Origin of the sequence: Lactobacillus sp. ESL0701, assembly GCF_029433445.1 — a bacterium.
In the GTDB taxonomy this organism is placed as follows: Bacteria; Bacillota; Bacilli; order Lactobacillales; family Lactobacillaceae; genus Lactobacillus.
Genome location: NZ_JAQTIC010000002.1, coordinates 57,386 through 82,594 on the forward strand (window position 1 = coordinate 57,386; position 25,209 = coordinate 82,594).

At 38.0% G+C, this 25,209-nt stretch carries 19 protein-coding genes and 1 other RNA gene; 18 read left to right on the top strand and 2 right to left on the bottom strand.

Annotated elements, in window-relative coordinates; all coding sequences use genetic code 11:
* The first annotated feature begins 111 nt into the window (after positions 1–111).
* From PT281_RS01740 to PT281_RS01775, 8 genes are all read left to right on the top strand, one after another.
* Positions 112–3,930 carry an SLAP domain-containing protein gene (locus tag PT281_RS01740; protein ID WP_277151480.1) on the top strand — a complete coding sequence of 1,273 codons (3,819 nt, stop codon included), beginning with the start codon at positions 112–114 and terminating at the stop codon, positions 3,928–3,930.
* A 186-nt stretch (positions 3,931–4,116) separates the two neighbouring features.
* Complete coding sequence (locus PT281_RS01745; RefSeq protein ID WP_277151482.1) at positions 4,117–4,887, top strand: accessory Sec system protein Asp3; 771 nt, start codon at positions 4,117–4,119, stop codon at positions 4,885–4,887.
* Between the two features lie 42 nt (positions 4,888–4,929).
* Complete coding sequence (locus PT281_RS01750) at positions 4,930–5,112, top strand: hypothetical protein (RefSeq protein ID WP_277151483.1); 183 nt, start codon at positions 4,930–4,932, stop codon at positions 5,110–5,112.
* Positions 5,113–5,125: 13 nt separating this feature from the next.
* A complete protein-coding gene (gene secA, locus PT281_RS01755) occupies positions 5,126–7,462 on the top strand; it encodes a preprotein translocase subunit SecA (protein ID WP_277151485.1) in 2,337 nt (778 codons plus the stop codon).
* Between the two features lie 43 nt (positions 7,463–7,505).
* Positions 7,506–8,723 carry a hypothetical protein gene (locus tag PT281_RS01760; protein ID WP_277151487.1) on the top strand — a complete coding sequence of 406 codons (1,218 nt, stop codon included), beginning with the start codon at positions 7,506–7,508 and terminating at the stop codon, positions 8,721–8,723.
* Between the two features lie 15 nt (positions 8,724–8,738).
* Positions 8,739–10,226, top strand: coding sequence for an accessory Sec system glycosyltransferase Asp1 (asp1, locus tag PT281_RS01765; RefSeq protein ID WP_277151489.1), 1,488 nt, complete (start codon positions 8,739–8,741; stop codon positions 10,224–10,226).
* Entirely contained in the window at positions 10,227–11,780 is a 1,554-nt protein-coding gene (gene asp2, locus PT281_RS01770; protein WP_277151491.1) for an accessory Sec system protein Asp2, read from the top strand.
* Between the two features lie 239 nt (positions 11,781–12,019).
* A complete protein-coding gene (locus tag PT281_RS01775) occupies positions 12,020–13,564 on the top strand; it encodes an ATP-binding cassette domain-containing protein (protein WP_277151493.1) in 1,545 nt (514 codons plus the stop codon).
* A gap of 52 nt (positions 13,565–13,616) precedes the next feature.
* Here PT281_RS01775 and PT281_RS01780 read toward each other — a convergent pair whose 3' ends face one another.
* A complete protein-coding gene (locus PT281_RS01780; protein WP_277151494.1) occupies positions 13,617–15,968 on the bottom strand; it encodes a transglycosylase domain-containing protein in 2,352 nt (783 codons plus the stop codon).
* A complete protein-coding gene (gene recU / locus PT281_RS01785) occupies positions 15,955–16,590 on the bottom strand; it encodes a Holliday junction resolvase RecU (protein WP_277151496.1) in 636 nt (211 codons plus the stop codon). The genes PT281_RS01780 and recU overlap by 14 nt, the downstream gene beginning before the upstream one ends.
* 69 nt (positions 16,591–16,659) lie before the next feature.
* Between recU and PT281_RS01790 the strand changes: the two genes are divergently transcribed.
* From PT281_RS01790 to PT281_RS01835, 10 genes are all read left to right on the top strand, one after another.
* Positions 16,660–17,229: a DUF1273 domain-containing protein gene (locus PT281_RS01790; protein WP_277151498.1), complete on the top strand. Its 570-nt coding sequence runs from the start codon at positions 16,660–16,662 to the stop codon at positions 17,227–17,229.
* Between the two features lie 91 nt (positions 17,230–17,320).
* Positions 17,321–17,746 carry a DivIVA domain-containing protein gene (locus tag PT281_RS01795; RefSeq protein ID WP_277151500.1) on the top strand — a complete coding sequence of 142 codons (426 nt, stop codon included), beginning with the start codon at positions 17,321–17,323 and terminating at the stop codon, positions 17,744–17,746.
* Positions 17,747–17,775: 29 nt separating this feature from the next.
* An RNA gene (rnpB, locus tag PT281_RS01800) (RNase P RNA component class B) lies at positions 17,776–18,136 on the top strand.
* A 69-nt stretch (positions 18,137–18,205) separates the two neighbouring features.
* Positions 18,206–19,330 carry a class I SAM-dependent RNA methyltransferase gene (locus PT281_RS01805; RefSeq protein ID WP_277151502.1) on the top strand — a complete coding sequence of 375 codons (1,125 nt, stop codon included), beginning with the start codon at positions 18,206–18,208 and terminating at the stop codon, positions 19,328–19,330.
* Positions 19,327–20,556 (top strand): metallophosphoesterase, encoded by a 1,230-nt coding sequence (locus PT281_RS01810; protein ID WP_277151504.1) that lies wholly within the window; start codon positions 19,327–19,329, stop codon positions 20,554–20,556. Before PT281_RS01805 ends, PT281_RS01810 begins: the two co-directional genes overlap by 4 nt.
* A 14-nt stretch (positions 20,557–20,570) precedes the next feature.
* The gene (locus tag PT281_RS01815; RefSeq protein WP_277151506.1) at positions 20,571–20,906 is read left to right on the top strand and encodes an acyltransferase; all 336 of its coding nucleotides are present in this window, start codon (positions 20,571–20,573) and stop codon (positions 20,904–20,906) included.
* A 190-nt stretch (positions 20,907–21,096) separates the two neighbouring features.
* Complete coding sequence (locus PT281_RS01820; protein ID WP_277151508.1) at positions 21,097–22,773, top strand: formate--tetrahydrofolate ligase; 1,677 nt, start codon at positions 21,097–21,099, stop codon at positions 22,771–22,773.
* Positions 22,774–22,782: 9 nt separating this feature from the next.
* Positions 22,783–23,247, top strand: coding sequence for a signal peptidase II (gene lspA / locus PT281_RS01825; RefSeq protein WP_277151510.1), 465 nt, complete (start codon positions 22,783–22,785; stop codon positions 23,245–23,247).
* Entirely contained in the window at positions 23,240–24,148 is a 909-nt protein-coding gene (locus tag PT281_RS01830) for an RluA family pseudouridine synthase (RefSeq protein WP_277151511.1), read from the top strand. The genes lspA and PT281_RS01830 overlap by 8 nt, the downstream gene beginning before the upstream one ends.
* A 4-nt stretch (positions 24,149–24,152) precedes the next feature.
* Complete coding sequence (locus tag PT281_RS01835; RefSeq protein WP_277151513.1) at positions 24,153–25,208, top strand: carbamoyl phosphate synthase small subunit; 1,056 nt, start codon at positions 24,153–24,155, stop codon at positions 25,206–25,208.
* The last annotated feature ends 1 nt before the right edge of the window (position 25,209 follow it).

Below are 25,209 nucleotides of genomic sequence, written 5' to 3' on the forward strand. Positions count from 1 at the left end.
CAGTGTTATTTAATAGCCTTTTTTGGCATTATTATTAAATTTAGCTATATAATAAAAGTGGTATAAATATATATACTATATAGTAGATTTATTATTAAGGAGAAGTTTATAATGAGCTCAAATCATAAAAAGAAACAAAGTCTCTTAAATAAAACGCAAAAACATAAAGTCCATAAATTAGCTAGAAATATTGCTGCAGCTGGTACAGCTACAATTGGTGGTATCCTCGGTGGTCTAGCTGTGTCACCCAGTGTTACTCACGCTGCAAATGTAACAACAGGTAAGGTGACGACCACTGATGATGTTCTGGCAAATGCTAAATCAGCAGCAATCCCTGCTTCACAAAGCGCTTCATCACAGAGTACAACTAATTCTAACTCTAATTCTTCAAGTACTTCAGAAGCAACTGCTCAATCAGTTAGTCAGTCAAGTACAAGTAACTCATCAACTACTGGTTCACAAAGTGATCAGTTATCTGAATCAACAACCGTTAAGAAATCGCAATCAACTTCATTAACTAAAGATCAAAGTTGGGGAACTAAAGATTTTCTTTCCGATCTAGCATCAGCTTCAGCTTCAACTTCAGCTAGTTTGAGTGCCGCAGCAAGTGCTGCGGCAAGTACCGCAACTTCAATTTCAGCTAGTTTGGTTGCTTCTAACTCAACTAGTTTGAGCATTGTAACTAGCTTTGCTGATTCAGTTTCAACTAGTGTCCAAACTTCAATGATTAACAGTTTAAGTACATCAGCTAGTCAACTTGCGTCGTTTTCAACTAGTTTGGTTAATTCAGTCTCAACTAGTTTGAGTATCGCGACAAGTACGGCAACTTCAATTTCAAATAGTTTAGTTGCCTCACAATCTACTCAACAAAGTTTAGTAGAAAGTCAAGCTGCATCATTATCGACTAGTTTGGTTAATTCGGCTTCAACTAGTTTGTCAACGGCAGTAAGCTATGCTAACTCTGTTTCGACTAGTTTATTGTCATCAGCTTCAACTAGTGCTAGCTTACTCGCCAGCACGCTTGAGTCACTGTCAACTAGTTTTTCAAAACTGTTCTCACTCAGTACCAGTCAGGAAAGCCTTGATTCTGCGTCACTGTCAACTAGTTTATCGAATTTGATTTCTGAAAGTGAATCAACTAGTGCTAGTGAAAGTACATCTAGATCTGAGGCAAATGAAGAATATACCTCAGAACAATTATCAAATCTATCAGCTAGTCTTTCTACTGTTATTTCAGCAAGTGTAAGTGCATCAACTAGCACCAGCACCTCAGCTTCAACTATCAGTACGTCAACTTCAGCCAGTTTAAGCAGCCTGTCGGCATCACTTTCAACCAGCTTATCTGAGCAAAGCGAGAGTTTGGCTTCAACCAGCACTTCTATTTCAGAAAGTATTGCTAGTCTAAGTGCATCAACTTCACAGAGTTTACTTGACTCGTACAATTCAGCTTCTACTTCAATTTCAACATCATTAAGTAGTGCAAGTGCTAGTTTATCGACAGTTGTTTCGGAATCAACTTCAAATTTAGCAAGTGAATCAACAAGTGTTGCAACCTCACTGTCACAAAGCTTAAGTGCCGTGCAAAGTATTCTTTCTAGTGTATCAGCTGTTGCCAGTGAAAGTGTTTCAGCTAGTCTGGAAACATCAATTTCAACCAGTGAAAGTATTGCTATTAGTGGCATTAATTCACTATCAACTAGTTTGGAAAGTTCACTGTCAACCAGTATGAGTTATGCTGAAAGTGTGGCTAGTTCATTATCAACTAGTTTAGAAGATTCAGCTTCAGCCAGTTTAAGCACTGCTACCAGCACAGTAAACTCAATTTCAACTAGCGCTTCACTTGCAGCTTCAACTCTTGCTTCACTTAGTCAAAGCACTTCGGCAAGTTTAAGTACATCAATGTCTAGCGCTGATAGCGGATACACTTCAAGTGAACTCGCATCAGTTTCGACTAGTTTATCAAGTACAGTTTCCGCAAGCATTAGTACTGTAACTAGTCTTAGTGAATCTGCATCAACTAGTTTGATTTCTGCTAGTGCGTCACTTTCAGCTAGTTTAAGTAGTGTTATTGCTTCTATATCAGCAAGTGCATCAACTTCGTTATTGGAAGTATACAGTGCTCAAGCAAGTTACAGTTTATCTGCTGAACAAAGCCTGAGCTATGCTAGTGAATCGGCTTCAGCTTCGATTAGTAAGTTCATGTCAACTTCAGTATCTGAATCTCAAAGCACATCAACTAGTGAAAGTCACCTGGCAAGTGTTGTTCAATCAGTTTCAACAAGTATAAGTTTAGTTGCAAGTAAAAATGCATCTGAGGTAGTCAGTGCATCAACTGAAGCTTCAGCAAGCTTAGAGGCAGCAAGTGTATCAGCCAGCCAAAGTTTAGCCAGCGTAAGTGCTGCAGCTAGTCAATCAATGTCAACTAGCATTATTGATAGTTTAAGTTCATCAATCAGCATGGCTGAATCACTCGTTAATAGTGCAAGTTCAGCTGCAAGTAGCCTTGCTTCTAGTTTGGCTGCTGAATCAGCATCAGCTTCAACTAGCCTAGAAGAAGCAAGTACTTCAGCTAGTCAAAATTTAGCTAGTGAGAGTGCATCAACGTCAACCAGTATTTTTGATAGTCAGAGTAAGTCCACCAGTACTTTAGCGTCACTTTCAAGTAGCGCAAGTATAATTGAAAGTAGTACGTCTGAAAGTTTAGCTAGTGTATCTACTTCTGCATCATCAGCTGCTTCAACCAGTACTTCAGCCAGTGTAAGTAATTCTATTAGTGATAGTTCATCGCTTTCTGAAGCTAACACTAGTTACACATCGGAGCAATTATCATCATTATCAGCTGCTTCGGAAAGTGCGGCTTCTTCGCTTTCAGCTAGTCAAGCTAATTCACTTAGTGAGAGTACAGCTGTATCAAGTAGTTTGATCGAATTAAGTCAATCACTTAGCAGCAGTTTAGCTAGTGAGAGTGCGGCAACTTCAACTAGTGTTGTAAATAGTCAAAGTGTTTCAACCAGTACTTCAGAATCACTTGCATCAAGTTTGAGTACAGCTGCAAGTGAAATGACTTCTAGTTTAACCGAAGCATCATCAGCTGCTTCAGCAAGCTTAAGTTCAGCAAGTGCATCACTTAGTAGTAGTTTAGCTAGTGAGAGTGCATCAACTTCAACTAGTATTGAAAATAGTGAAAATGCGTCAACCAGTACGTCAGAATCACTAGCAAATAGTGAAAGTACAGCTGAAAATAATGCTTCAGCAAGTCTATCTAATTCAGCATCAACAGCATCAAGCAGTTTAAGTTCAGTAAGTGCTTCTACTTCAACTAGTTTAGCTTCGCAAAGTCAATCGGTTAGCCAATCTACATCAACTTCAATTAGTGATAGTTTAGCTGGTATTTCATCGACTTCAGTTAGTCTGTCTGGTTCTGTTAGTGCAAGTACTTCTACTTCAACCAGTACGACTATGTCGCAATCGAGCAACTCAACCTCGACTTCAACATCAAATCCAGGTTCAACTAGCACTTCCGCATCTAATTCCGCAAGCAATTCAGCTTCAAATAGTGGCAGCAACAGCTATGCTCCTGAAGATAAACTTTTGATCCACAATGCTTACATCTACAACAAGAAGGGCAAGCGTGTTGGCAAGAAAGTCTTAAGAAGAAGAAAGACCATCAGAATTTACGGCGTTAAAGTAATTAAAGGTCGGAAATTCTACAGCATTGGTAAAGGTAGATACGTTGCTGCAGGTAATATTGCCGGAATTAAGCGCCGCTTAGTTCATAATGCCTTCTACTACAATAAGAAGGGTCACCGGATGAACAGAAAGGTAATGAAGAAAGGCAAGTTAGTTAAGGCATATACTATCAAGCGGATTAGAGGCAGAGACTTCATCTACATTGGTAAAGGTATCTATGTTGCCGCAGGTAATATTTAATTAATCATTAGAATTATTAATTAAAACATCCCAATATTTATCACATCCAAGATAAATATTGGGTGTTTTTATATATTCAAATTTTGTAATAAATATAGGTGGTTTATGTTATAATAATCTCAGTATATCAATGAATATTATAGTTATCGTTCATTGATTTATTTGATGATTATGAGGTCTAAGATTGTGGGAAATGTCTATCTCTTTTTTTGTCCCTTAAATTTGTTCTATCTCTACACTTACGGGGCTAAGATTAATTTTGGCAACGATAAAATTAGTTACGAAAATGCCATTTTATCGCCCGGTCAGCCATTAATTACTTGGCGTAATGCGCACTTGGCTCTTGATGAAATTCCAAGTATGTATTTACCAATACTTGAAGCTAAGCAAAGATACCAATTTTTTATTAGTAGTACTGAACAGCCTCACAATTCACTATCATTAGCAGTCACGCAATTTGATGATACTAATGGTCAGATTAAGCACGATGTTTTTGAGCAAAAGAGCGGTGTGTTCACGGTCTTACCGCAAACAAGGAATTATCAACTTGATTTAATTAATTTAAACAACCAAAAGTTTGAATTTACTGCTGTTATCCTTGCTAAAACTAAAACAATGAGCAAATGGGATATCCAGCTAAGCTGCACTGCAGCATTTTGCTTAATTAAAATTCAAACTAAGAAACACAGCAATAAACCATTGTTACTGCACCTTCAGACAAAAGCGAATGTGGTGCAGCGCTTGAATTTTAACAAAAGTTACAACCATATGTTCATTACATTGCCGCTTGATCAAAATGGGCAGTTTAGATTAAGTGCTGCTGATTTAACGCGGTTAGTTAAACAATTAAGACAGCTATTGACTGATGCTGAGTTATATCAGCTCATTAATCAACCGGCACATGATAATTTAACAAAAACTATTGTTACCCAGTTAAAGCCACTTTTAAAGTCGTAATAGTTAATTTCAGCTTTTAATATTAACGAGGAGGCTGATTTAATGAAAAGTCCACTTGATGAAAAAATCCAAAAGCAGTTTGGAAATGAAGAAAAGAAGTACCCAATAATTAAAAAGACCCAGAAGACAAAAACGGAAAAATTGACCATCTTGGTTAGTTTACTATTGGGGCTGGGAATTATTATTGGCGCGGTTTACCCGTTAATTCAACTATTAATTAGATAATCTGAGAAAAAACATGAAGTCATATTTGAAAAATCATCGCTATTGGCAAAAGACTACACAAGTTATGAAGTTGCGCGACCGGTTTGCTGAGCTAAGTGATGATGAAATTAAGGCTAAAACCAAAAAATTGCGGCGGCAGTACCAGCAAGGTGCCTCACTTAATTCACTCTTAGTGCAAGCTTACGCCTTAGTTTGCATTGCAGATGAACGCGTCTTAGGTTTACGTCCGTTTAAGGTGCAAATTTTTGGAGCCGTGGCAATGCACTACAATAATGTCATCGAGATGAAAACTGGCGAGGGCAAGACACTTACCGCAACGATGGTAATGTTTTTGCATGGCTTAACAGGTCCTGGTAACTTTTTGGTTACAGCTAATTCGTACTTGGCAAAGCGTGACGCAACTAATATGGGGCGAGTATATCGCTGGTTGGGCTTGACTGTCAGCTATAATAGTGAAGACGCGACCGATAACGAGCAAAAGCAAGAAATTTACCAAGCCGATATTGTTTATACCGATAGTGGCACCTTTGGCTTTGACTATTTGACTAATAACCTCGTATCAACAACTGAAAAGCAATTTATGCCGCCCTTTAAGTTTGCTCTAATTGACGAAGTTGACGCGGTTTTATTAGATCTTGCCTCAACGCCGTTAGTAATTTCTGGTCGGCCTAAAGGACAATCAAATTATCCTAAGTTAGCAGATACCTTTATTAAGACCGCAAAAGAGAAACGTGATTTTGCTTATAGCAAAGACCGAAAGAAAGTCTGGTTTTTGAAGGCTGGAATTAAACGAGCCAGCGAATTTTATGGCGTGCCTAATATTCTAGCGCAAAAATACGCTGACATTTATCGTTATTTATATCTAGCTCTTAAAGCTAATTACATTTTACAGCGTGATCAAGACTACTTGGTCGATGACGGTAAAATTGTCCTGATTGATGACAATAATGGTCGCAAGATGAATGGCATGCAGTTACAGGCAGGTCTACACCAAGCAATTGAGGTTAAGGAAGGCTTGGAAGTAACTCCCCAGCAGCAAGCCATTGCGACAATCACCTATCAAAATCTCTTTCGCATGTTTAAAAGTCTGGCAGGAATGACTGGGACGGCATTAACTGATCGCAGTGAATTAATGCGGATCTATAACTTAGCCGTTGTTCAGGTACCGACTAATAAGAAAAGTATTCGGGAAGATAAGCCAGACCAGATGTTTTTCACTAATCAGGCGAAATTATTAAGCTCGTTAAAATTAGTAAAACAAAACCATGAAAAAGGACGCCCAATATTAATCGAAACCGGGTCTTTGGAATTATCTAACTTATATTCTGACTTATTATTCAGAGAACATATTCCGCACAACTTGTTAAATGCTCGCAGTGTTGTACAAGAGTCAGCAATGATTGCTGTTGCAGGACAGGTAGGGATGGTAACTGTCTCAACTTCAATGGCTGGTCGCGGAACAGATATTGTCTTATCTGATGAGGCTAAAAAGTTAGGCGGTCTATTAGTGATTGGTACCGAGCGAATGAGCATTAAGCGAATTGACAATCAATTAAGAGGACGTGCTGGACGGCAAGGACAACCAGGAACGACGATTTTTTATACTTCTTTGCAGGATCAACTAGTTAATAAGTTTCCGTCTTCTAGAATTAGTAAGACAATTAGCCGCCATCAAGAACAGTCCGATCAACAAATTACTGGGCATTTTCGCTATCAGCATTTATTTGATAATTTGCAAAAGCAGGTTGCCCACCAAAATGAGTCTTCACGGTTTATGACCCTGCAATATGGTGAGATTATGCGCCTGCAGCGAGAGGCTGTTTATCATGCCCGGGCACAAGTTATGGAAGAATATCAGGACCTAGACGAATTAGTGATTAAGAATAGTGAGCAGGCAATTGATGATTTTGCAGTCGAAGATAATCTGCAGACAGCAACAATTATGGATTATCTGTTAAAGAATATTGATCCGGAATTTGTAACGCGAGTTAATATTAATCGTTCAACAGCTAATTGTCGTCATGAGCTTAAAAAGATCATGCTTACTGCTTTAGACAACAAAAGAAAGCAGTTTAAAAATCCGGAAGCTTGGCATTATTATGAGAAATTAACGATTTTAAAGGCAATTGATGATTCATGGGTAACGCAAGTAGATACACTGGAAACTTTACGAGTAGAAACTGAGCAAAAAACTACGGGACAAAGTAATCCAATGTATCAGTATCAAGAAGACGCGCTAAATAGTTTTATGAAGATGCGGCAAGATATTGCTCAACGGGTAATGAAAAACGTCTTATGTTCAGACGCTGACGGGAACTCTGATGAAGGGATGCAGATTTACTTTGCATAGTAACAGCTGTGGTAAAGAATAGAAATAGGAGGGCAATGCGCCAATGAAAAAGCGAACTTTACAAAAACGAATTCTGTGGTTGCTTTTTTTGGTGGCAGTTTATTGTTTGGGACAGTTTATCATTATTCCATTCGTGTCTACTAAAATTGCGGAACATTATTTGCGGAAGAATACACTTTTACGGGTAATTGGGATGTACACTGGGGCGCAGACTAGTCGACCATCTTTATTAATGCTAGGCATTGGTCCCTACATGTCTGCCAACATTGTTTTACAAGCAATAACTTCATTAGATATTGCTAAGTTAAGAAACATGTCAGCTCACGACACCGGGATTTTAATTAACTTTTTAAGTCTATTTTTCGGAATTCTGCAAGGAATTATGTATGCCTATAATTTACGACCTGCCCTGATTTATATTGGCTTTTTTGGTCATAATGTCAGCTTTTTATTAACAACTATCGTTTTGATCGCGGGAGCAATGATTGCCGTCTTTTTAGCTAACCTTAATTCAGAGAAAGGAATTGGTGGCTCGGCAATGCTGATGCTACCGCAGCTGTTAGTATCATTGCCAACAATTCTCAAGCATGGTTGGGGCAACGGAACTTACAAATTTACAACCAGCAATTTAATTATCGTTTTCGTAGTTGTTATTCTATTAATTCCGTGCGGACTAGCCTTGACTAGAGCTGAGGAACGGCTTCCTTTGCGCAACCCAATGTTAACCAGCAATTTTGCGGAATCATTCTTTCCATTGCGTTTACTATTGGGCGGCGCAATGCCCTTTATGTTTTCCAATACATTATTTATGTTGCCGCGAATGCTATCAGGCAATGTTAAAAAATTTAAAAATATCGTTCTTAGTTTAACATCACTTAATCAGGTAAGCGGCATTCTGTTCTATATCCTGATAATTATAATTTTGAACTTTATCTTCGGTATTATCTCGCTGCAGCCAAGTGTTAAGGCGAGAGAATTAAAAGAATCTGGTTGTTACTTCTACGAAACAGTTGCTGGGGCTGACACAGAAAGCTTTTTACTAAAGCACTTTATCAGGCTAACATGGATTAGCAGCTTATTTTTGATTTTGATTAGTGTATGGCCACTAATATTGGGACTTAAATGGCACCAATTAGCTAACTTGACGCCGTTTATCGGTAATGCATTCATCATTATTACAATTGTCTATGCCGCCAAGCAAGAATATCAAACGCTCAATAATGAACGTAAATATGTCATTAATATGTGGGCCAAAAACTAATGATTAGGTGAAAAAATGATAACTTTAGTTCCTAATTTACGGGTAACAAATGATTTTTACCAAGAAAACAACATTTTAAACTTATATTCGAATTTTACTAAGGCAAAACTATCTTGCCAATTGCTTATAATTGATGAATTTCCTGATTCTGAATTATTGCTTAAACAGGCTGGTATTACCAACCAGCATTACTGCATAATTTTTGATGAAATTCAGGGAATTGATGTTCCCGGAAGTCCCATATTCTTAACGGATTTAAATCTTTCGGCTACCTATGTTCCTTCCTATGGCGACAGCCAAAGCGGCATTGTGACATATTACCGTGATCATCAGCCAGCATTACAGGTCAAATTGACTAAAAATGGCTGCATTGACACAGTTACGCAGATAAGTGGTTCATCATTAATTAGAGATCAATATGATATTCGCGGCTTTCGCAGCAGTCGCAGTTATTTTGCGACCGCCAAGCCAAAAAAACCATTTAAAAAAGAATGGTTTAATTGTCAAAATGATCTAGTAATGACGGCTACCGAAAAACAAATTTTGATTGCTAAAGCGCAGCAGGATCGATTTAAAAAAAGAAAGTATGCTAATTTAGCTGAAATAATCGCTGAATTTACCCAACCGCACCTTAATTTAAATGATCCGGTCATTGCTGATGCTTGGAATACTAGCATTAGTTTACAAGAACAGTTAGTGGGGCAGCGTTTTTATTTTTCAGTGGAAGATTTGGCACAGTTTTCAGCAGATGTATTTAATCAAGCACAGCAGCATACTGCCACCTACGTTTTTCCTAACGATAGTGTCAGAGATAGCTTTTTAGCTAATTATCCCGTCAGCCAAGAACAAACTCGAATTATTGCGCCGTATTTCCCTGATTTTTCATTTAGCAACAGCAATTATTTAGCCGAGCAACTGATTTATTGGCGTATTGGACAAAGCAGCTATGATGCCACTACCAAGATTTTATATCAACTACTTCATTTACTAGTTGTTCATCCTAATGTAACGGTTGTCACAGATACTGATTTAATCCACAGTCAATTCTTAAAAGCATTAATTAAAATCTTAATCAAGCAATTTAACCAAGAATTAAGCGATTTAGACAAGAAGCAGCCGCGCAATGAAGCTGCTATCAAAAAAGCCCAGCAACAAATAGCGGCATTTGATCGTATTACTTTTAAAGAACTAGCCGATTATCAAGCAAGAAAAAAATTATTGCGGCAAGCCCGGCTGTATTTAGATACTGGAAATAAGACTTACTTTTCCTTACAACTGGAGGCAGTTACTGCTGGTATTCCGCAGATAGTTAAACAGGCTAATGGTGTGGTTCATGAAGGAGTTAATGGTTATTGCATTAAGCAGCCAGCTAAATTAGCGCAACAGCTCGAACCTTTTTTAAGTGAATTTTCAGCTTGGAATGATGCAGCAATTGAGGACGTTAAAGTAATTGAACAATTTTCAGCGGAAAAATTAGTCGAGAACTGGAAAGGTCTAATTTAAATGAAAGTAAAACGATACCTGTTCCACAGTGGGCAGCAATCCTATAATTTAACTGCGAAATTTCTGACAACTTTTACTTATGTTTGGGCTGACACTTTTAATTTGCGCAAGAATGATTTAGAACCAATTTTCAATAAATCAGAGTTTAATGAAGACTATTCTGACGCTTTTTTTCTGCTAGATGAAACTTCGCCATGGCTGACAGACTATGAATTGTTAAAGCAACTGCCCGCTAATCAGATAATTTATAGTAAGCAGGCTAAATTATCTAGTAAGGTGCAACGATTGCTCAATTTGCGTGGGGCTTTTAAGCTCGAGTTTGGCGCTGATTTAAGCAACTTACAGTTTACCCTTAATCATTATTTTTATGGTCGCGGTGAAGGGTACCGCATCACTTTGGCTGAATTTGTCTTACAAAAACAGTTCATGGCTAATGCCAAGCTAGTTGGTAATAATTATTATGACCTCAAAGTTGCGGCAACTGATGGCTGGACTAAGTTGGGAGAATTACGCCATAGTGTCTACTTACCGCTTGAAATGGATGAAGATATCATTATTGAGTTTCAACAATTAGGATCAGTTGAGTTAAAGGTTGAAGCCGTGTGTTTTTCACTAGATCAAAGCAAAATTATTGGTAAGTTTAGCAAAAGTGGCAAAGAGTTACACGACGGTAAGTTAGTTATTGCCGGCTTAAAAGAAGCAACGTATTTTATTCTCCAATTTTATGTTCGCGGTGAAGGAAATTTACATCTAGGGTATATTCATATTAGACGCTCACTTGGCAAGTACGGCAATATTGTACTTGGGGCTAAGACAATAAACGATGACCGCCATTTGAGCGGGGATATTGCTTATTTGTTTAATGCTGGTGACTTAAAGCCACCGCTAAACGTTATTTTCAGTGGTTATCATACGGCTGAATCGTTTGAAGGTTATCGAATGATGAAGAACTTGCACGCACCTTTTCTATTGATTAGTGACTTGCGTTATGAGGGCGGCGGCTTTTATATTGGTTCTGATCACTTCGAGCAAAAGGTACTTGCCGTCATTAAAGGCTACCTACATAAGCTAAACTTTACTAATCAAGATTTAGTATTATCAGGAATGTCAATGGGTACCTATGGCGCAATGTATTATGGGGCACAATTAGACCCTGGTGCAATTGTTATTGCCAAAATTTTACTAAATATTGGTACCATTGCGGGAAACATTAGCATTGAGCGCCCAGAAGATTTTAGGTGTGCCAGTGATCTAGTTTTAATTAATGAAGGAGCTAATGATACAACTGCCCAGAAGAAAATGAATAACCACATGTGGCGTAAACTTTCCAATGGTTATTTTACCAATACCACCTTTGCATTGGGTTACATGGAAAATGATGACTACGATCCTAATGCCTTTACGGAACTTAGGGAGTTTTTAGTTAAGCGTAATCCGCAAGTTCACTTACTGTCTAAAGGCTTTCCTGGACGGCACAATGACGACACGCCAAGTATCGCCAATTGGTTTGTGCGCCAAGTCGGTAAAACATTAAAGAATAAGTATCAACGATAACTTAAAAAGACATGGTTCAGCTATGCCTTTTTTATTTTGGTAATTAATGATAAAATTATTAAAAATACTGTTATGTCATAAGGCAAATTCGTTTACAAGGAAGTGATTATGATGAGAAGTTTACTAGTCAATCAAAACGCGATGGAAATTGCCTAACAAGAGCAATTTTTAGTTAAAGATCAACTTTTGTTAGGACAAATTCCATAATTTAAAAATATTATTACTAAGGTGTGATAGTTATGGAATTTATTAAAATTATTGATCTTACAATTAATTATCAGGGAGTAAAGTTATTTACCATTCCTAATTTAAAAATTAGTACCAATGAAAAAATCGGATTAATTGGAGCAAATGGTGTTGGCAAAACGACCTTAATGCAGACAATTTTACAATTACCTGAAGATACACATGGTCAAGTTATTAAAAATTGTTCACCTATTTACGTACCACAATTATTACCGCAGACAGATCAAAGTGGTGGTGAAAAAGAAAAGGCTGCACTTAATCAGGCTTTTCAGCTGCTAGGGGGACAAAGAAACAGGGTACTATTACTTGATGAGCCTACTTCTAACTTAGATAAAGCTGGACAAGTATGGTTAATTAACTATCTGCAGCAATTAAGTTGTCCTATGCTGATAATTAGTCATGATCGAAAATTGCTGAATGCAGTTACTAATCTCACTTGGGAATTAAAAGAACAAAGAATCATAGTCTATAAAGGTAATTTTGCGGCTTATGAACAATTTTTAGCCAAGAAGAAAGAACACCAACAAGCCCAAAATCATCAACACGAATTAAAGCGCAAGCGACTGCAAAAAGAATATCAACGTAAGCAAACTCAGGGTCACACTGCCCGCAAACGTAAAGCTGGTATTTCAGTTGCAGATTGGAAATCTCGTGGTGATGCCAGCGGTACACAGCGAAAACTACTCAGACAAAGCCGCATTCTAACAAAGAAGATAGCCGCAGAAAATGAGGCAATTAAGCATCCCCACGAACATGATCAAATCACGCTAAAAAATATTACAGCACATTTAAATAAGTTAAAACTACCAATCAAAGCTAATTTAGTGACTATTAAGCCGCAGTCTGTTTACTGGCAACAGCAAAAATTATTTACAGTCGCTCATGAATTGAAACTGCAAACTAACAGTAAAATTGCCTTAGTTGGGCCTAATGGCAGCGGTAAGTCGGTTTTTTTGAAAAAGTTGGTCAATAAACAACTATCTGGCTTTTATAATCTGCAGTTAGATAGTGGACTATTTAATCAGGATCTAACAACTTCATTAACTAATGAAACTGTGCTAGACAAACTATTACGCGAATCAATTTTTACACGCAGCATAACAATGCAGCTATTGGGAGACTTGAATTTACAGTCAGCCTTTAATGAGTCAATTAGACAGTTAAGTGGTGGGCAGCTAGTTTGTTTTAACTTAGCTCGTATCTTGTTAGGTCGGCATAACCTACTTTTGCTTGATGAGCCGACTAATTTTTTAGATATTGGTTCAATTACGGCACTAACTAATTTTATAAATAATTATCCGTTTGCACTAATTGTCGTGTCACACGACCAGCAGTTTATGGCTGATCTCAACTTTCCTAAATGGCAAATTCAAGATAGGCAATTACTTAATGGCGCCTATTTGCAAGCAAATAGTGATAATAGAGCAGAGGAGATTGCATTGCTTAAATTTAAACGTGACCAGATGATTGCCGATCCGTCGGTCGAACTTAAAGAAATAGCAGCAATTACCCAAAGGATAAACCAATTAACTAAATAAAATAAAAGCCTCACGGTAATTAACCGTGAGGCTTTTTGATTATCAATCTGATTTAGTGATGCTGCTTATTAGCAGTTGAATTATTGTCTGTCGTTGACGTCGATCCTTCATTAGTTGTTGAACCTGATGAAGAATTATTAGCATTGGACTGATGATGTTCAGATTGATTATTGTTGTTATTTTGGTTGTTTTGGTTATTCTGATGTGTATTTGTATGATGCTGACTATCATGGGACTGCGCAGTAGAACCATTTTGCTGTTGGTGCTGAGTAATGGCATGATTTTGCTGCGTATTAGTTGTTGAACTGGAGCTGTTTGTATCAGTTTCTTCATCATCTTCATCGTAGCTACTATCATCAACGATGCCACTTGGAGCATGTCCGCGAACAAACAATTGCCACTGACCACTTGTAGAAACTTCAGGTGGGTTAGAATTTTTAGCAATTCTTGCCCGAATAACAGAATCTGGTTTTTGCCAATCAGCATTTGCCTTATTCTGCATCAGATACGACATCATGCTCTTATACAATAATTGAGCAGATTGTTGACCAATCCCAGAAATTGTTCCGTCTTTTAGATTATCATAGCCCGTCCAAACGCCCATAACATAGCTTTGGGTATACCCAACAAACCAAGAATCTTTGGGTGTAGAAGCATAGCTTGGGTAGCGAGCTAAATCTTGATCGGAATACTTAACAGAACCAGTTTTACCAGCTTGGTGCAAGCCGGCAATTTTAGCACTAGTACCAGAACCAGTTTTAATTACACCCTTAAGCATATCGGTAATCATGTAAGCAGTAGACTTGCTCATTACTCGAACGCCGGCAGAATCATAGTTTCTTGTTAAACCATCTGGAGTTTCAATTTTAGAAACAAACTGCGGTTTATGGTAAACGCCCATCGTCGCAAAGGCACTAAAGGCACCAGCCATCTGCATACTTGAAGCATTTGCCCCAATCGCTACTGATAAACCGGAAGATTTTGGAACATTAATTCCTAATTTTTGAGCAAAAGCAGCAGCTCTAGGAACACCAACCTCCTTTAACGTCTTAACAGCAGGAACATTACGTGATTGTTCTAACGCATGACGCATGGTCATCATGCCATCGTACTTGTTATCCCAGTCATAAAGCTGAACATTCGTCCCAGGATAATAGTATTTACTATCATCCAGCATTTTGGCTGTTGACCAATTTAAATACTGAATTGCTGGACCATAGTCAAGAACTGGTTTAATTGAAGATCCAGTTGAACGACTAGTCTGAACGGCACGGTCAAGACCTAACTGAACAGAAGGTAAGTGGCGACCACCGATAATCGCAACAATATGACCGCTGCTAGGATCAACTACGGTAGCTCCAACCTGCATTTGGTCGCTAGTAAATGGTACTTGACCGTTATTAGCAAGCTCATAAAGCTTGTTTTGGGCTTTTTGATCAATATTGACGGTGATTTTGAGGTTATCACGGTAGGGGTCAAAGCCTTTTGCCTGTACTTCAGCGATTGCTTCCTTAATATACGGATCATCAATTTTACGCAAATTAGTTTGCGCCTTTTGACTATGATATTTAAGACCTTTTTTAACACTTTCTTTGCGTGCCTGATTATATTGGGCTTGTGTGATTTTCTTATTATCCAGCATTGCGTCTAAAACAATATTTCGGCGATATTTAGCATATTTCGGGTAAGCATATGGATTATAAGCAGTTGGTCTATTAGGCATTCCTGCAAGTAAAGCTGTTTGAGCTAAGTCAAGTTCACCAATACTCTTACCATAATAATAATTAGCAGCAGTTCCAATCCCGTAATTACCGTAATTCATGTAAACCTTATTAATGTAAAATTCCAGAATTTGGTCATGTGTATATTCGCGTTGAACTTTCATTGCCAGCCATGCCTCTTGAGCTTTCCGGCGCAGCGTTCTTTGCGAAGCATTAGTAGAAAAAACAGTTAGTTTAACTAGCTGCTGGGTAATTGTCGACCCACCAGCGGCAATGCTCTTGCTTTGGGCGTTAGTTAACATTGAACCAGCAATTCTAATTGGGTCAACACCTAACTTATCCTTATAGAAGCGTTTATCCTCAACCGATACAATTGCATCCTTAAGCAGCTGCAGCTTAGGACTGTCCTTAACGTAGATGCGCTTTTCTGAACCAAGCGATAAGAGAAACTTACCATTAGTTGTATAAAAGCCGGATGAACCCCCGCTTTCAAGCTGTGCCTGACTAATATTAGGTGCATCTTTTGCATAATATGCAAAAAGACCAATTCCCGAAACAATTAGCAGTAATGCAGCTATCAGACACCACTTAACTATCCGCCGCCACAACGGTTTGGGCTGTTTTTGCCGATATTCTTGACGCGACTGGCGCTGATTATTTGAACTAGATTTATTGTTTGCCATTATTCATATTCCTATCTGTAATAAAATGATCAACAGCAATTAAATAGGGCAGCGTAGGCTGAAAACCACTCTTAATTTCAACTGACCACTTTTCTACCTCGGGTAAAGTCACTGAGCTTTTATCTTTAGTCCACCAAGCTTTAATAATAAAACTAGCTGGAGTGACAAAATACCGTTTTAAGCTTGTAAAACCAATAATTGTAAAACAAATTCCCTGCTGCTTTAAACATTCTGCTAAGTGCACAATTTGGTGTTCGTGAAAGTTTTTCAGCGGAAAGTTTGTTTTATTTTTGGTTTCTTTAGCTTCAAAGTCTAAATAATAACCTTTATATACTCCATTATAGTCCGTTGTCGACTCTTGGCGAAAATATGCTTCGCGAATTACTGCTCGTGACCGCTTAGGATAATCTACCTTCACAATTTGCACTGGCGTTGGCTTTTTGTGAACAACGGCCATTTCCTTTAGGCGATAATATTTATTTGATTCGTTAATCATTTGTTCTAAAGTCATCCCACGTCCCGAAAAGCTAACATTTTTACGATGCTCAAAATTTTTACGGATTTTGGGTTCTTCAGTTGATTTACGAAATGCGGCTAAACTGCCGCTTGGATATTTGACCATTAATCTCACTCCTGCTAGCATTATAGCAATAAAGAAAATTTTTTTGAACAAGGAGCTATCTGTTTCACTATGCAACGACTATGGGTTACCGGTTACAGAAATTACGAATTGAGTACTTTTGGCGATAAAGACCCTAAGATTAAAATCATCAAGCTTGTTCTTAAAAAGCGCATGGTAGAGCGGCTAGAAGACGGTCAACTTGATTGGGTGATTACTGGTGCTAACTTGGGCGTTGAGCAATGGGCTAGTGAAGTTGCAATTAGCTTACGTGACCACTATCCTTTGCGGGTTTCAATGATTATACCTTATGAAGAATTCGCAGGACGCTGGAACGAAGCTAACCAAGGCAAATTTCTTAATTTAAAAAATCAAGTTGACTTCTATGCCTCAACATCAAGTCATCCGTATCAAAGTCCAGTTCAATTGCGTAACTACCAAAATTTTATGCTGATGCACACGGATCAAGCATTAATGATTTATGATCCTGAAAATCCGGGTAAACCTAAATTTGATTATAATTTAATCAAAAAACACCAAGAAACCAAGGATTATCCGCTAGAATTAATTGATTTTTATGATTTACAAGATGCTGCTGAAGAATATCAAGAAAGTCTGGCGGAAAAAAACCGTTCAGAATAACTTAAAAGTTTATTTAAAGTTAAATTTGCGGTTTTAAGCACGCACTCTTTTTGCTAAAATAAAAGGGTATGATAAAGGAGTTGTCGTCACTATGCCAGATTTAAATGATATTCAATTATCCACACAGGATATTTTAAAAAAGCAATTCAGAACTAAAGTTAAGGGAATTGACCCAAACGAAGTTGACGCCTTTTTAGACAAGGTAATTGCGGATTATGATACTTTTGAACAAATTATCGAGGATCTTTATGGTCAAATTGGTGATTTGCAAGGAAAATTAATCAATGACCGACAAAAAGAAAAAACCGCGGAACAGCCAAAGTCACGCCGCGTTGCGCCAACTGAAGATACAGTCCGGACGTATACTCCAAGTAGTCAAGTCAGCACTTTTAACTCTTTTGCAGATAGCGAGCAAGAAACCGAAAATTCGACTAATATGGCGATAATTCAACGCATTTCGGCACTCGAACGCAAAGTTTATAACTTGGAAAGACAAGTTTATGGGTTACAAAAGTAATTTCTTTTGGTATAATCTTTTTTAGTGTGAATTTTGAGCAGTCGCGGTTTGGCTTTGTGCCGAGCTGAGGAAAGTCCACGCACGCACGAGCTGCGATGCTTGTAGTGTTCGTATTTAGCTCAATAAGCTAAAGAATTTTTAATTACGGCGGAAAAAGTGCTACGTCTTATTGATATGCATGACTATCCTGAAAAGTGCCACAGTGACGAAGCAGCAGTGGAAACGCTGCTGGTGGAACGAGGTAAACCCTGCGAGCGTGCAACCCAAATTTGGTGGGGGCGTCTCAACCTAAGAAATTGAACTAAAGGTTGGATTACTTTAATAGTAAAGATAGATGGCTGCTGAAGGTAATTTTGCCAAAATTACTGGAACAGAACGTGGCTTATAAATATTTGCACTGGCAGCGTTGAGCTTTTCAAAGGGCTCAACGCTTTTTTTAAAGAAATGAAAAGGATTATTATGAAACAATACCAACTTTATACAACAATGGGCGCGGGCTTCGAAAGTGTCGTTGCCAAAGAATTGCAATCACTTGGTTATGAAACAAAAACAGAAAACGGTCGGGTTTTCTTTAAGGGTAATCAAGCAGATATCGTTAAGACTAACCTCTGGCTGCGGACTGCAGACCGTGTCAAAATTCTGCTGAAAGAATTCAAAGCGACTGATTTTGATACGCTTTATAACCAAGTTTATGATGTTGATTGGGCTGAATTATTGCCGATTGATGCTAAGTTCCCAGTTCAAGGGCGTTCAGTTAGGTCAAAATTGCATTCTGAGCCGGGCATTCAATCAATTGTCAAAAAGGCAATCGTTAATAAAATGTCTGACCAGTATCATCGGCGTGGCTTTTTGCCAGAAAGTGGTAATGAATATCCGCTCGACATTCACATTTATAAAGATACAGCCCGAATCTCATTAGATACAACTGGTGCTAGCCTCTTTAAGCGTGGTTACAGAATTGAACACGGCGGCGCCCCTTTAAAAGAAAACTTTGCTGCTAGTTTAATTAAATTAACCCCATATGATGGTACGCATCCGTTAATTGATCCAATGACCGGGTCGGGAACATTGGCAATTGAAGCAGCTTTAATTGCCAGAAACATTGCACCGGGTACTTGGCGGAAGTTTGCCTTTGATGGCTTTGACTGGTTCGATACCAGCCTGCACGAAACAGCTTTAGCAGAAGCCAAAACACTGGTGCGACCACTTGAGCAGCCAATCTGGGCAAGTGATATTGACCAATCTATTTTGGAAATTGCCAAGTTAAATGCCCATAATGCTGGCGTGCTGCAGGATATTAATTTTAAGCAGATTGCAGTTAAAGACTTTGCGACAGATTTAGAAAACGGCATTATTATTGCTAACCCGCCATACGGTAAACGTTTGAAAGATAAGGAATCTGCCGAAGCTTTATATAAGCAAATGGGTGAAGTTTTCCATAAATATGACAGCTTTAGTCAATATTACTTGGTTGGTGATCCCGATTTTGAAAAATGTTTTGGTGCACGCGCAACTAAAAAGCGTAAATTATTTAACGGTAACTTGCGCGTTGACTTTTACCAATATTGGGCAAATAAAAAATGATCACAGATAAGTTAAACACTGAATTTTGGGTAATTACAGATACACATTTAATTGCAGATAGTCTTCATGACAATGGTCCGGCTTTTGCTCGTATGCAAAATACAAGTCAAGGTAAGGACTTGGCATATCAAGAAGTAGCTTTGAGTGCCTTTTGTAAGATGGCCCAAGAAAAGAAACCCGCAGCTGTTATTGTAACTGGCGATGTGACTTTTAATGGGGAACTAATTTCCGCGCAGAAGTTTCAAGAGATTTTTAGTAGTTTAACTGAAACCAAATTATTGGTTTTACCTGGTAATCATGACATTTACGATGGTTGGGCACGCAGCTTTAAGGGTGAAAAACAAATTTTAACCCCGCAAGTTGGACCTCAAGTTTGGCGGCAGATTTACAAGTCGTCATACGATTGTAGTCTAAGTCAAGATCCACATTCACTAGCATATAGTGTGCAGCTTAATCCGCAATATCTGTTGATAATGCTGGATACAAATATCTATGGCACTCAAGAAAACTATACTTCACCAATTACCGCAGGACAGATTAGTGACGACCAGTTTGTTTGGCTTGAGAATCAATTAATCAACGCGCGTAAACATCATTTACGGCCGCTGCTATTTATGCATCATACGCTATATGTTCATAATCCGGCAGTTAATCGCGGATTTGTTTTAAATAATGCGCCAATGCTTAGGCAAATATGCAGAGAATTTGACATCAAGATGGCTTTTTCTGGTCATATTCATGCCCAAAATATTGTCGGTCCAGTTGACAAGACACCTACAATTGAAGTTGTAACCTCAAGCTTTTGTTCCTACGATCAAGCATATGGTGTTGTCCAAGTAAATCCTAATAAAGTTACGTATCAAAGAAAAACTTTTGAAATGGAACCTTACTTAACTAAGTCACAACAACAAAATTATACCTTGACCCATTTTCATCAATACTTGAAAGACATTCAATTGCGCAATCTAAGTGGTAATTCTGGTAACCTTGATCCTTTGGCTGAAAATCAACCACCATTAATCCAGCAGGTAAACAAGTTATTTCTCAGTATGAATTATAATTATTTTACTGGTCATAATCATATTAGTCAGGAAGAACTTGACCAAATTTATGATTCCGTAGCTTACCAAACGCTTGAAGCGCAGCATCCTAAATTTCGTAATTACATGAGAACATTGTATGACTCAACAGATCACAGTAACTTGGAAGCAACAGTTGAATATTAATCAGGAGTAGCTAAATGAATAAGAAGCACTTTATTATTCTTGGACGTGTAGGGTTAGTTTATTTTAGCTGGGTATTTGTTGTTTTATTTCTCAGCTTAATCTTGGCTTACGAAGGAACACACGTCAAAAATTGGCCAGCAATAAGTTTGGGGCTAGTTTTTGTAATATTGTTAATTTATACCTTTTTAACTTCATATTGGAATAAAAACTATCTTAAATTGCCATTTAGAACTAAAGTAAAATATAATAAACCACCCAAATTGTTTTGGAAGTGGCATTATTTACATATTTACGTAATTACTGTTGCCGATTTAGAAAAATATTATTTATTACGAATCGCTAAAAATTAAGTTAAAAAATAGCCAGCTAAAAAGCTGGCTATTTTTATTGCTTGCAAATTAACCTGCAATAAAGAAAATGTTCTTAAAATTTGTTATAATAGCAGTTGATTTTAAATAAAGGTGGGACCTAAATTCTAATATGAAAAGGCAAGCAAGTATTATGACAACTTAATTTTAAAAACAGAAGGAAGAATTCTAATTGAAAACAGATATTCAAATTGCTCAAGAAGCACAAACTCTACCAATCAGTGATATTGCAGCTAAGGCGGGCTTAGCTAAAACTGACCTTGAACCTTATGGCTACGACAAAGCCAAGATCAACTGGTCAGCCATTAAGAGAAGCCAAGCTAACGGTCATCTTGGCAAGTTAATCTTGGTAACTTCGATTTCACCAACTCCAGCTGGCGAGGGCAAATCAACAATGACAATTGGACTTGGCGATGCCATTAATAACCAATTGCACCAAAAAACAATGATTGCTCTGCGTGAGCCGTCAATGGGTCCTGTTTTCGGTCTTAAGGGCGGCGCAACTGGTGGTGGTCAAGCTCAGATCATTCCCATGGAAGACATTAACTTGCACTTCACTGGCGACATGCATGCATTAACTGCCGCAATTGATACTCTGGCAGCACTTGTTGACAATTATATTTACCAAGGAAACGACTTACATCTTGATCCTAATAAAATTGTCTTAAAACGCGGAATTGATGTTAATGACCGCAGTCTACGACAAGTTACAGTTGGTCAAGGGTCTAAGTTCAACGGTATTGAGCACGAATCAAGCTTTGCCATCACAGTTGCTAACGAATTGATGGCCATTTTGTGTTTAGCCACAGACATTAATGATTTGAAAAAACGAATTGGGGAAATGTTAGTTGGTTATACAACAGCTAATGAGCCCGTTTACGTTAAGCAACTCGGTTTTCAAGGGGCAATTGCGGCTCTTCTTTCTAATGCACTAAAGCCTAATTTGGTACAAACAATTGAACACACACCCGCATTAGTTCACGGTGGACCATTTGCCAATATTGCTCATGGAGCTAACACAATTATGGCAACTAATCTTGCTCTGCACCTCAGCGATTATACCTTAACTGAAGCTGGCTTTGGTAGTGACCTTGGCGGGCAAAAGTTCATGGATTTTGTATCTACCAAACTTGATAAAAAGCCAGATGCCAGTGTTGTTGTGGCAACTGTTCGCGCATTAAAATATCAGGCAGAAGGCTCAACTGACAATCTAGGTACCGAAAATCTGCCTGCTTTACGCAGCGGTTTTAAAAACTTAGAACGCCACATGAATAATATGCGGAACTATAATATTCCTGTAATTGTCTTAATAAATCGCTTTGCGACTGATACACCAGCAGAACTTGATCTATTAAAGCAATTGGTTAACGAACAAGGAATTGAAGCTCAAGTTGTTGATTATCATCAATTAGGTTCAAGGGGTGGTATTGAAGCTGCTCAAGCTGTTATTGACTTGGCTAATTCTGGAAAATCTGACTTAAAGCCAACTTATCAGGAAAATGATGATGTCAAAACTAAGATTACCAAAATTGCCCAAAAAGTTTATCATGCAACAAGTGTTGAGTACAGCGAAAAAGCTGAGCATGATATTCATGAATTAGAAAAGATTGGAAAAGATAAACTACCGGTTATTATTGCTAAAACTCAATATTCATTCACTGATAATGCTAAATTGCTGGGAGCACCAACTGATTTCACTTTGCATGTTAAGGGTGCAAGTTTAAGAAATGGTGCTGGCTTTATCGTAATTACAACCGGACATGTTTTAGACATGCCAGGATTACCTAAGCATCCCGCAGCACTTGATATTGATGTTGATAATGATGGTAAAATTAGTGGTTTATTCTAAAATTTATTTATGCAACTTTTATATTTAATTATTTCTTTCGTAGTTGTTTTCGCAGATCAAGGGCTTAAATCCTTTATCAGTAATAATTATAGCCTAGGTGAGGTTCACCAAGTCATACCTCATGTTTTGTCATTTACTTATGTCCAAAACAACGGTGCTGCTTGGAATATTCTTACTGGACAAATGTGGCTGTTTTATCTAATTAGTATTTTTGCAATTGGAGTCTGCCTTTATTATTTATTCAAACCCAAATACAAAAACTGGTTGTTTGATTGTGGACTAGCCCTTGTTTTAGGCGGAATTATCGGTAATTTAGTTGATCGAATTCACCTTAAATATGTTATTGACATGTTACAAGTGGATTTTATCCATTTTAATATTTTTAATATTGCTGATTCAGCAATTACTGTTGGAATTATTTTGATTTTTATTTATCTATTATTTTTTGATGAAAGTGGTAACGTGAATGACTGAAAACTATCAGCTTGAAGTTAAAAGTGAGCAAGGTCGGCTCGATAAATTTATTGCAGCTCAAATTACAACTTTATCGCGCACACGGATCAAAGAGTTAATTCAAGATAAACAAATATTGGTTAACAACAAACTTGAAAAAGTGTCTTATAAAATCCAGAATGGCGATCAAATTACTGTAACTGTGCCGGCACTAAAACCCTTGGCCGTTACTCCTGAAAATATACCGCTAGACATCGTTTACGAAGATCAAGATGTGATTGTCGTCAATAAACCGCAGGGAATGGTGGTTCATCCAGCAGCTGGACATCCCGACCATACCTTAGTTAATGCGCTGTTATATCATACAAAGGATTTGGCAGCTAGTCCTGAAGGTTTTCGCCCAGGAATTGTCCATCGGATTGACAAGGATACATCAGGCTTATTAATGATTGCCAAAAATGCCCATGCTCGCGAAAGTTTGGAAGAACAATTAGCTCAGAAAACTAACAAACGGCAATATTTAGCCATTGTTCATGGCAATTTTAGTGAGAACAGCGGTGTGATTGACGCACCAATTGGGCGTAATCATTATAACCGTAAGAAAATGGCTGTTGTTGAAAATGGCAAAGATGCTGTAACTCATTTTACAGTTTTAGAACAATTTAAGGATTACAGTTTAATCCGTTGTCAATTAGAAACAGGTCGGACACACCAAATTCGTGTCCATTTGTCTTATATTGGTCACCCAGTTGCTGGTGATCCTCTATATGGTCCACACCATACCTTGCAAGGTCATGGTCAATTTTTACATGCCCAAATTCTGGGCTTTTCACAACCATCTAGTGGCAAATGGCTTGAATTTCAGGTAGAACCACCTCAGATTTTTCTGCAGCGGCTATCCGAATTAAGAGAAACTAAGTGATTAGATGAAACGATATTTAATTCTTGAAGACGGCAGTTCATTTGAAGGTGAGGGCTTTGGTGCCTCAATTATTTCAACTGGCGAATTGGCAATTCAGACCGGTAATTTTGGGTACCAAGAAGCGTTAACAGATCCAACTAATGCTGGTAAAATTCTTGTTTTTACAGCACCAATGATTGGTGGCAATGGGATTAATGCAATCGATTATGAGAGCATTAATCCCACCGTTAAGGGGATTATTGCCAATGATGTTGCCCGTAACATCTCTGATAGTGAAAATTTTCAAGATTTAAATTCTTTTTTACAAGAAAAGAAAATCCCAGCATTATATGCGGTCGATACACGGGCACTGGTACACTTGTTAATTGCAGAAAAGACAATCAAAGCATCAATTATGGATGCCAGTGATGCGCATGCTTTTGATCAAATTAAGGCGCTTGTTCTACCCAAAAATAAATCGGCTGCAGTTTCAACTAAAAATGCCTACGCGGCGCCAAATGTTGGCAAAACTGTTGCCGTTTTAGATTTGGGTCTCAAACATTCAATGCTGCGCGAGTTATCGTTAAGAAAGATTAACGCGACTGTACTGCCATTTGATGCTTCCGTAACAGATATTGATAATTTGCGCCCAGATGGCATTATTATCTCGGGAGGTCCCGGGAAAGCTGCTGAAGTCAAAGCTACTTTAGAACCTGTATTCTCTCATTTTTATGGAAAATATCCGATCTGGGGTATTGGCTTGGGCTTTTTAGCACTTAGCGATTATCTCAATTTTGAATTAGTTGATCTGCCTGAAGAATTTAATGGCACTAATTATCCGGTTATTGAACAAAACTGTAACCATATTTGGCAGACAGCAATGAACATTTCGCAATTAGTGTTAGCTGATAGTGTGCAAATGGAAATGCAGCAGGAATATTTTGACCTGCACAGTGACTTGTTAGCCGGGTTTTGTAATCCACAGAAAAAGATAATCGGCACAGCTTTTAACGCTGAAGGTGCACCGGGTAGTCTTGATGCACTATCTATTTTTGATGATTTTGTAAAGATGATGAGGTAGA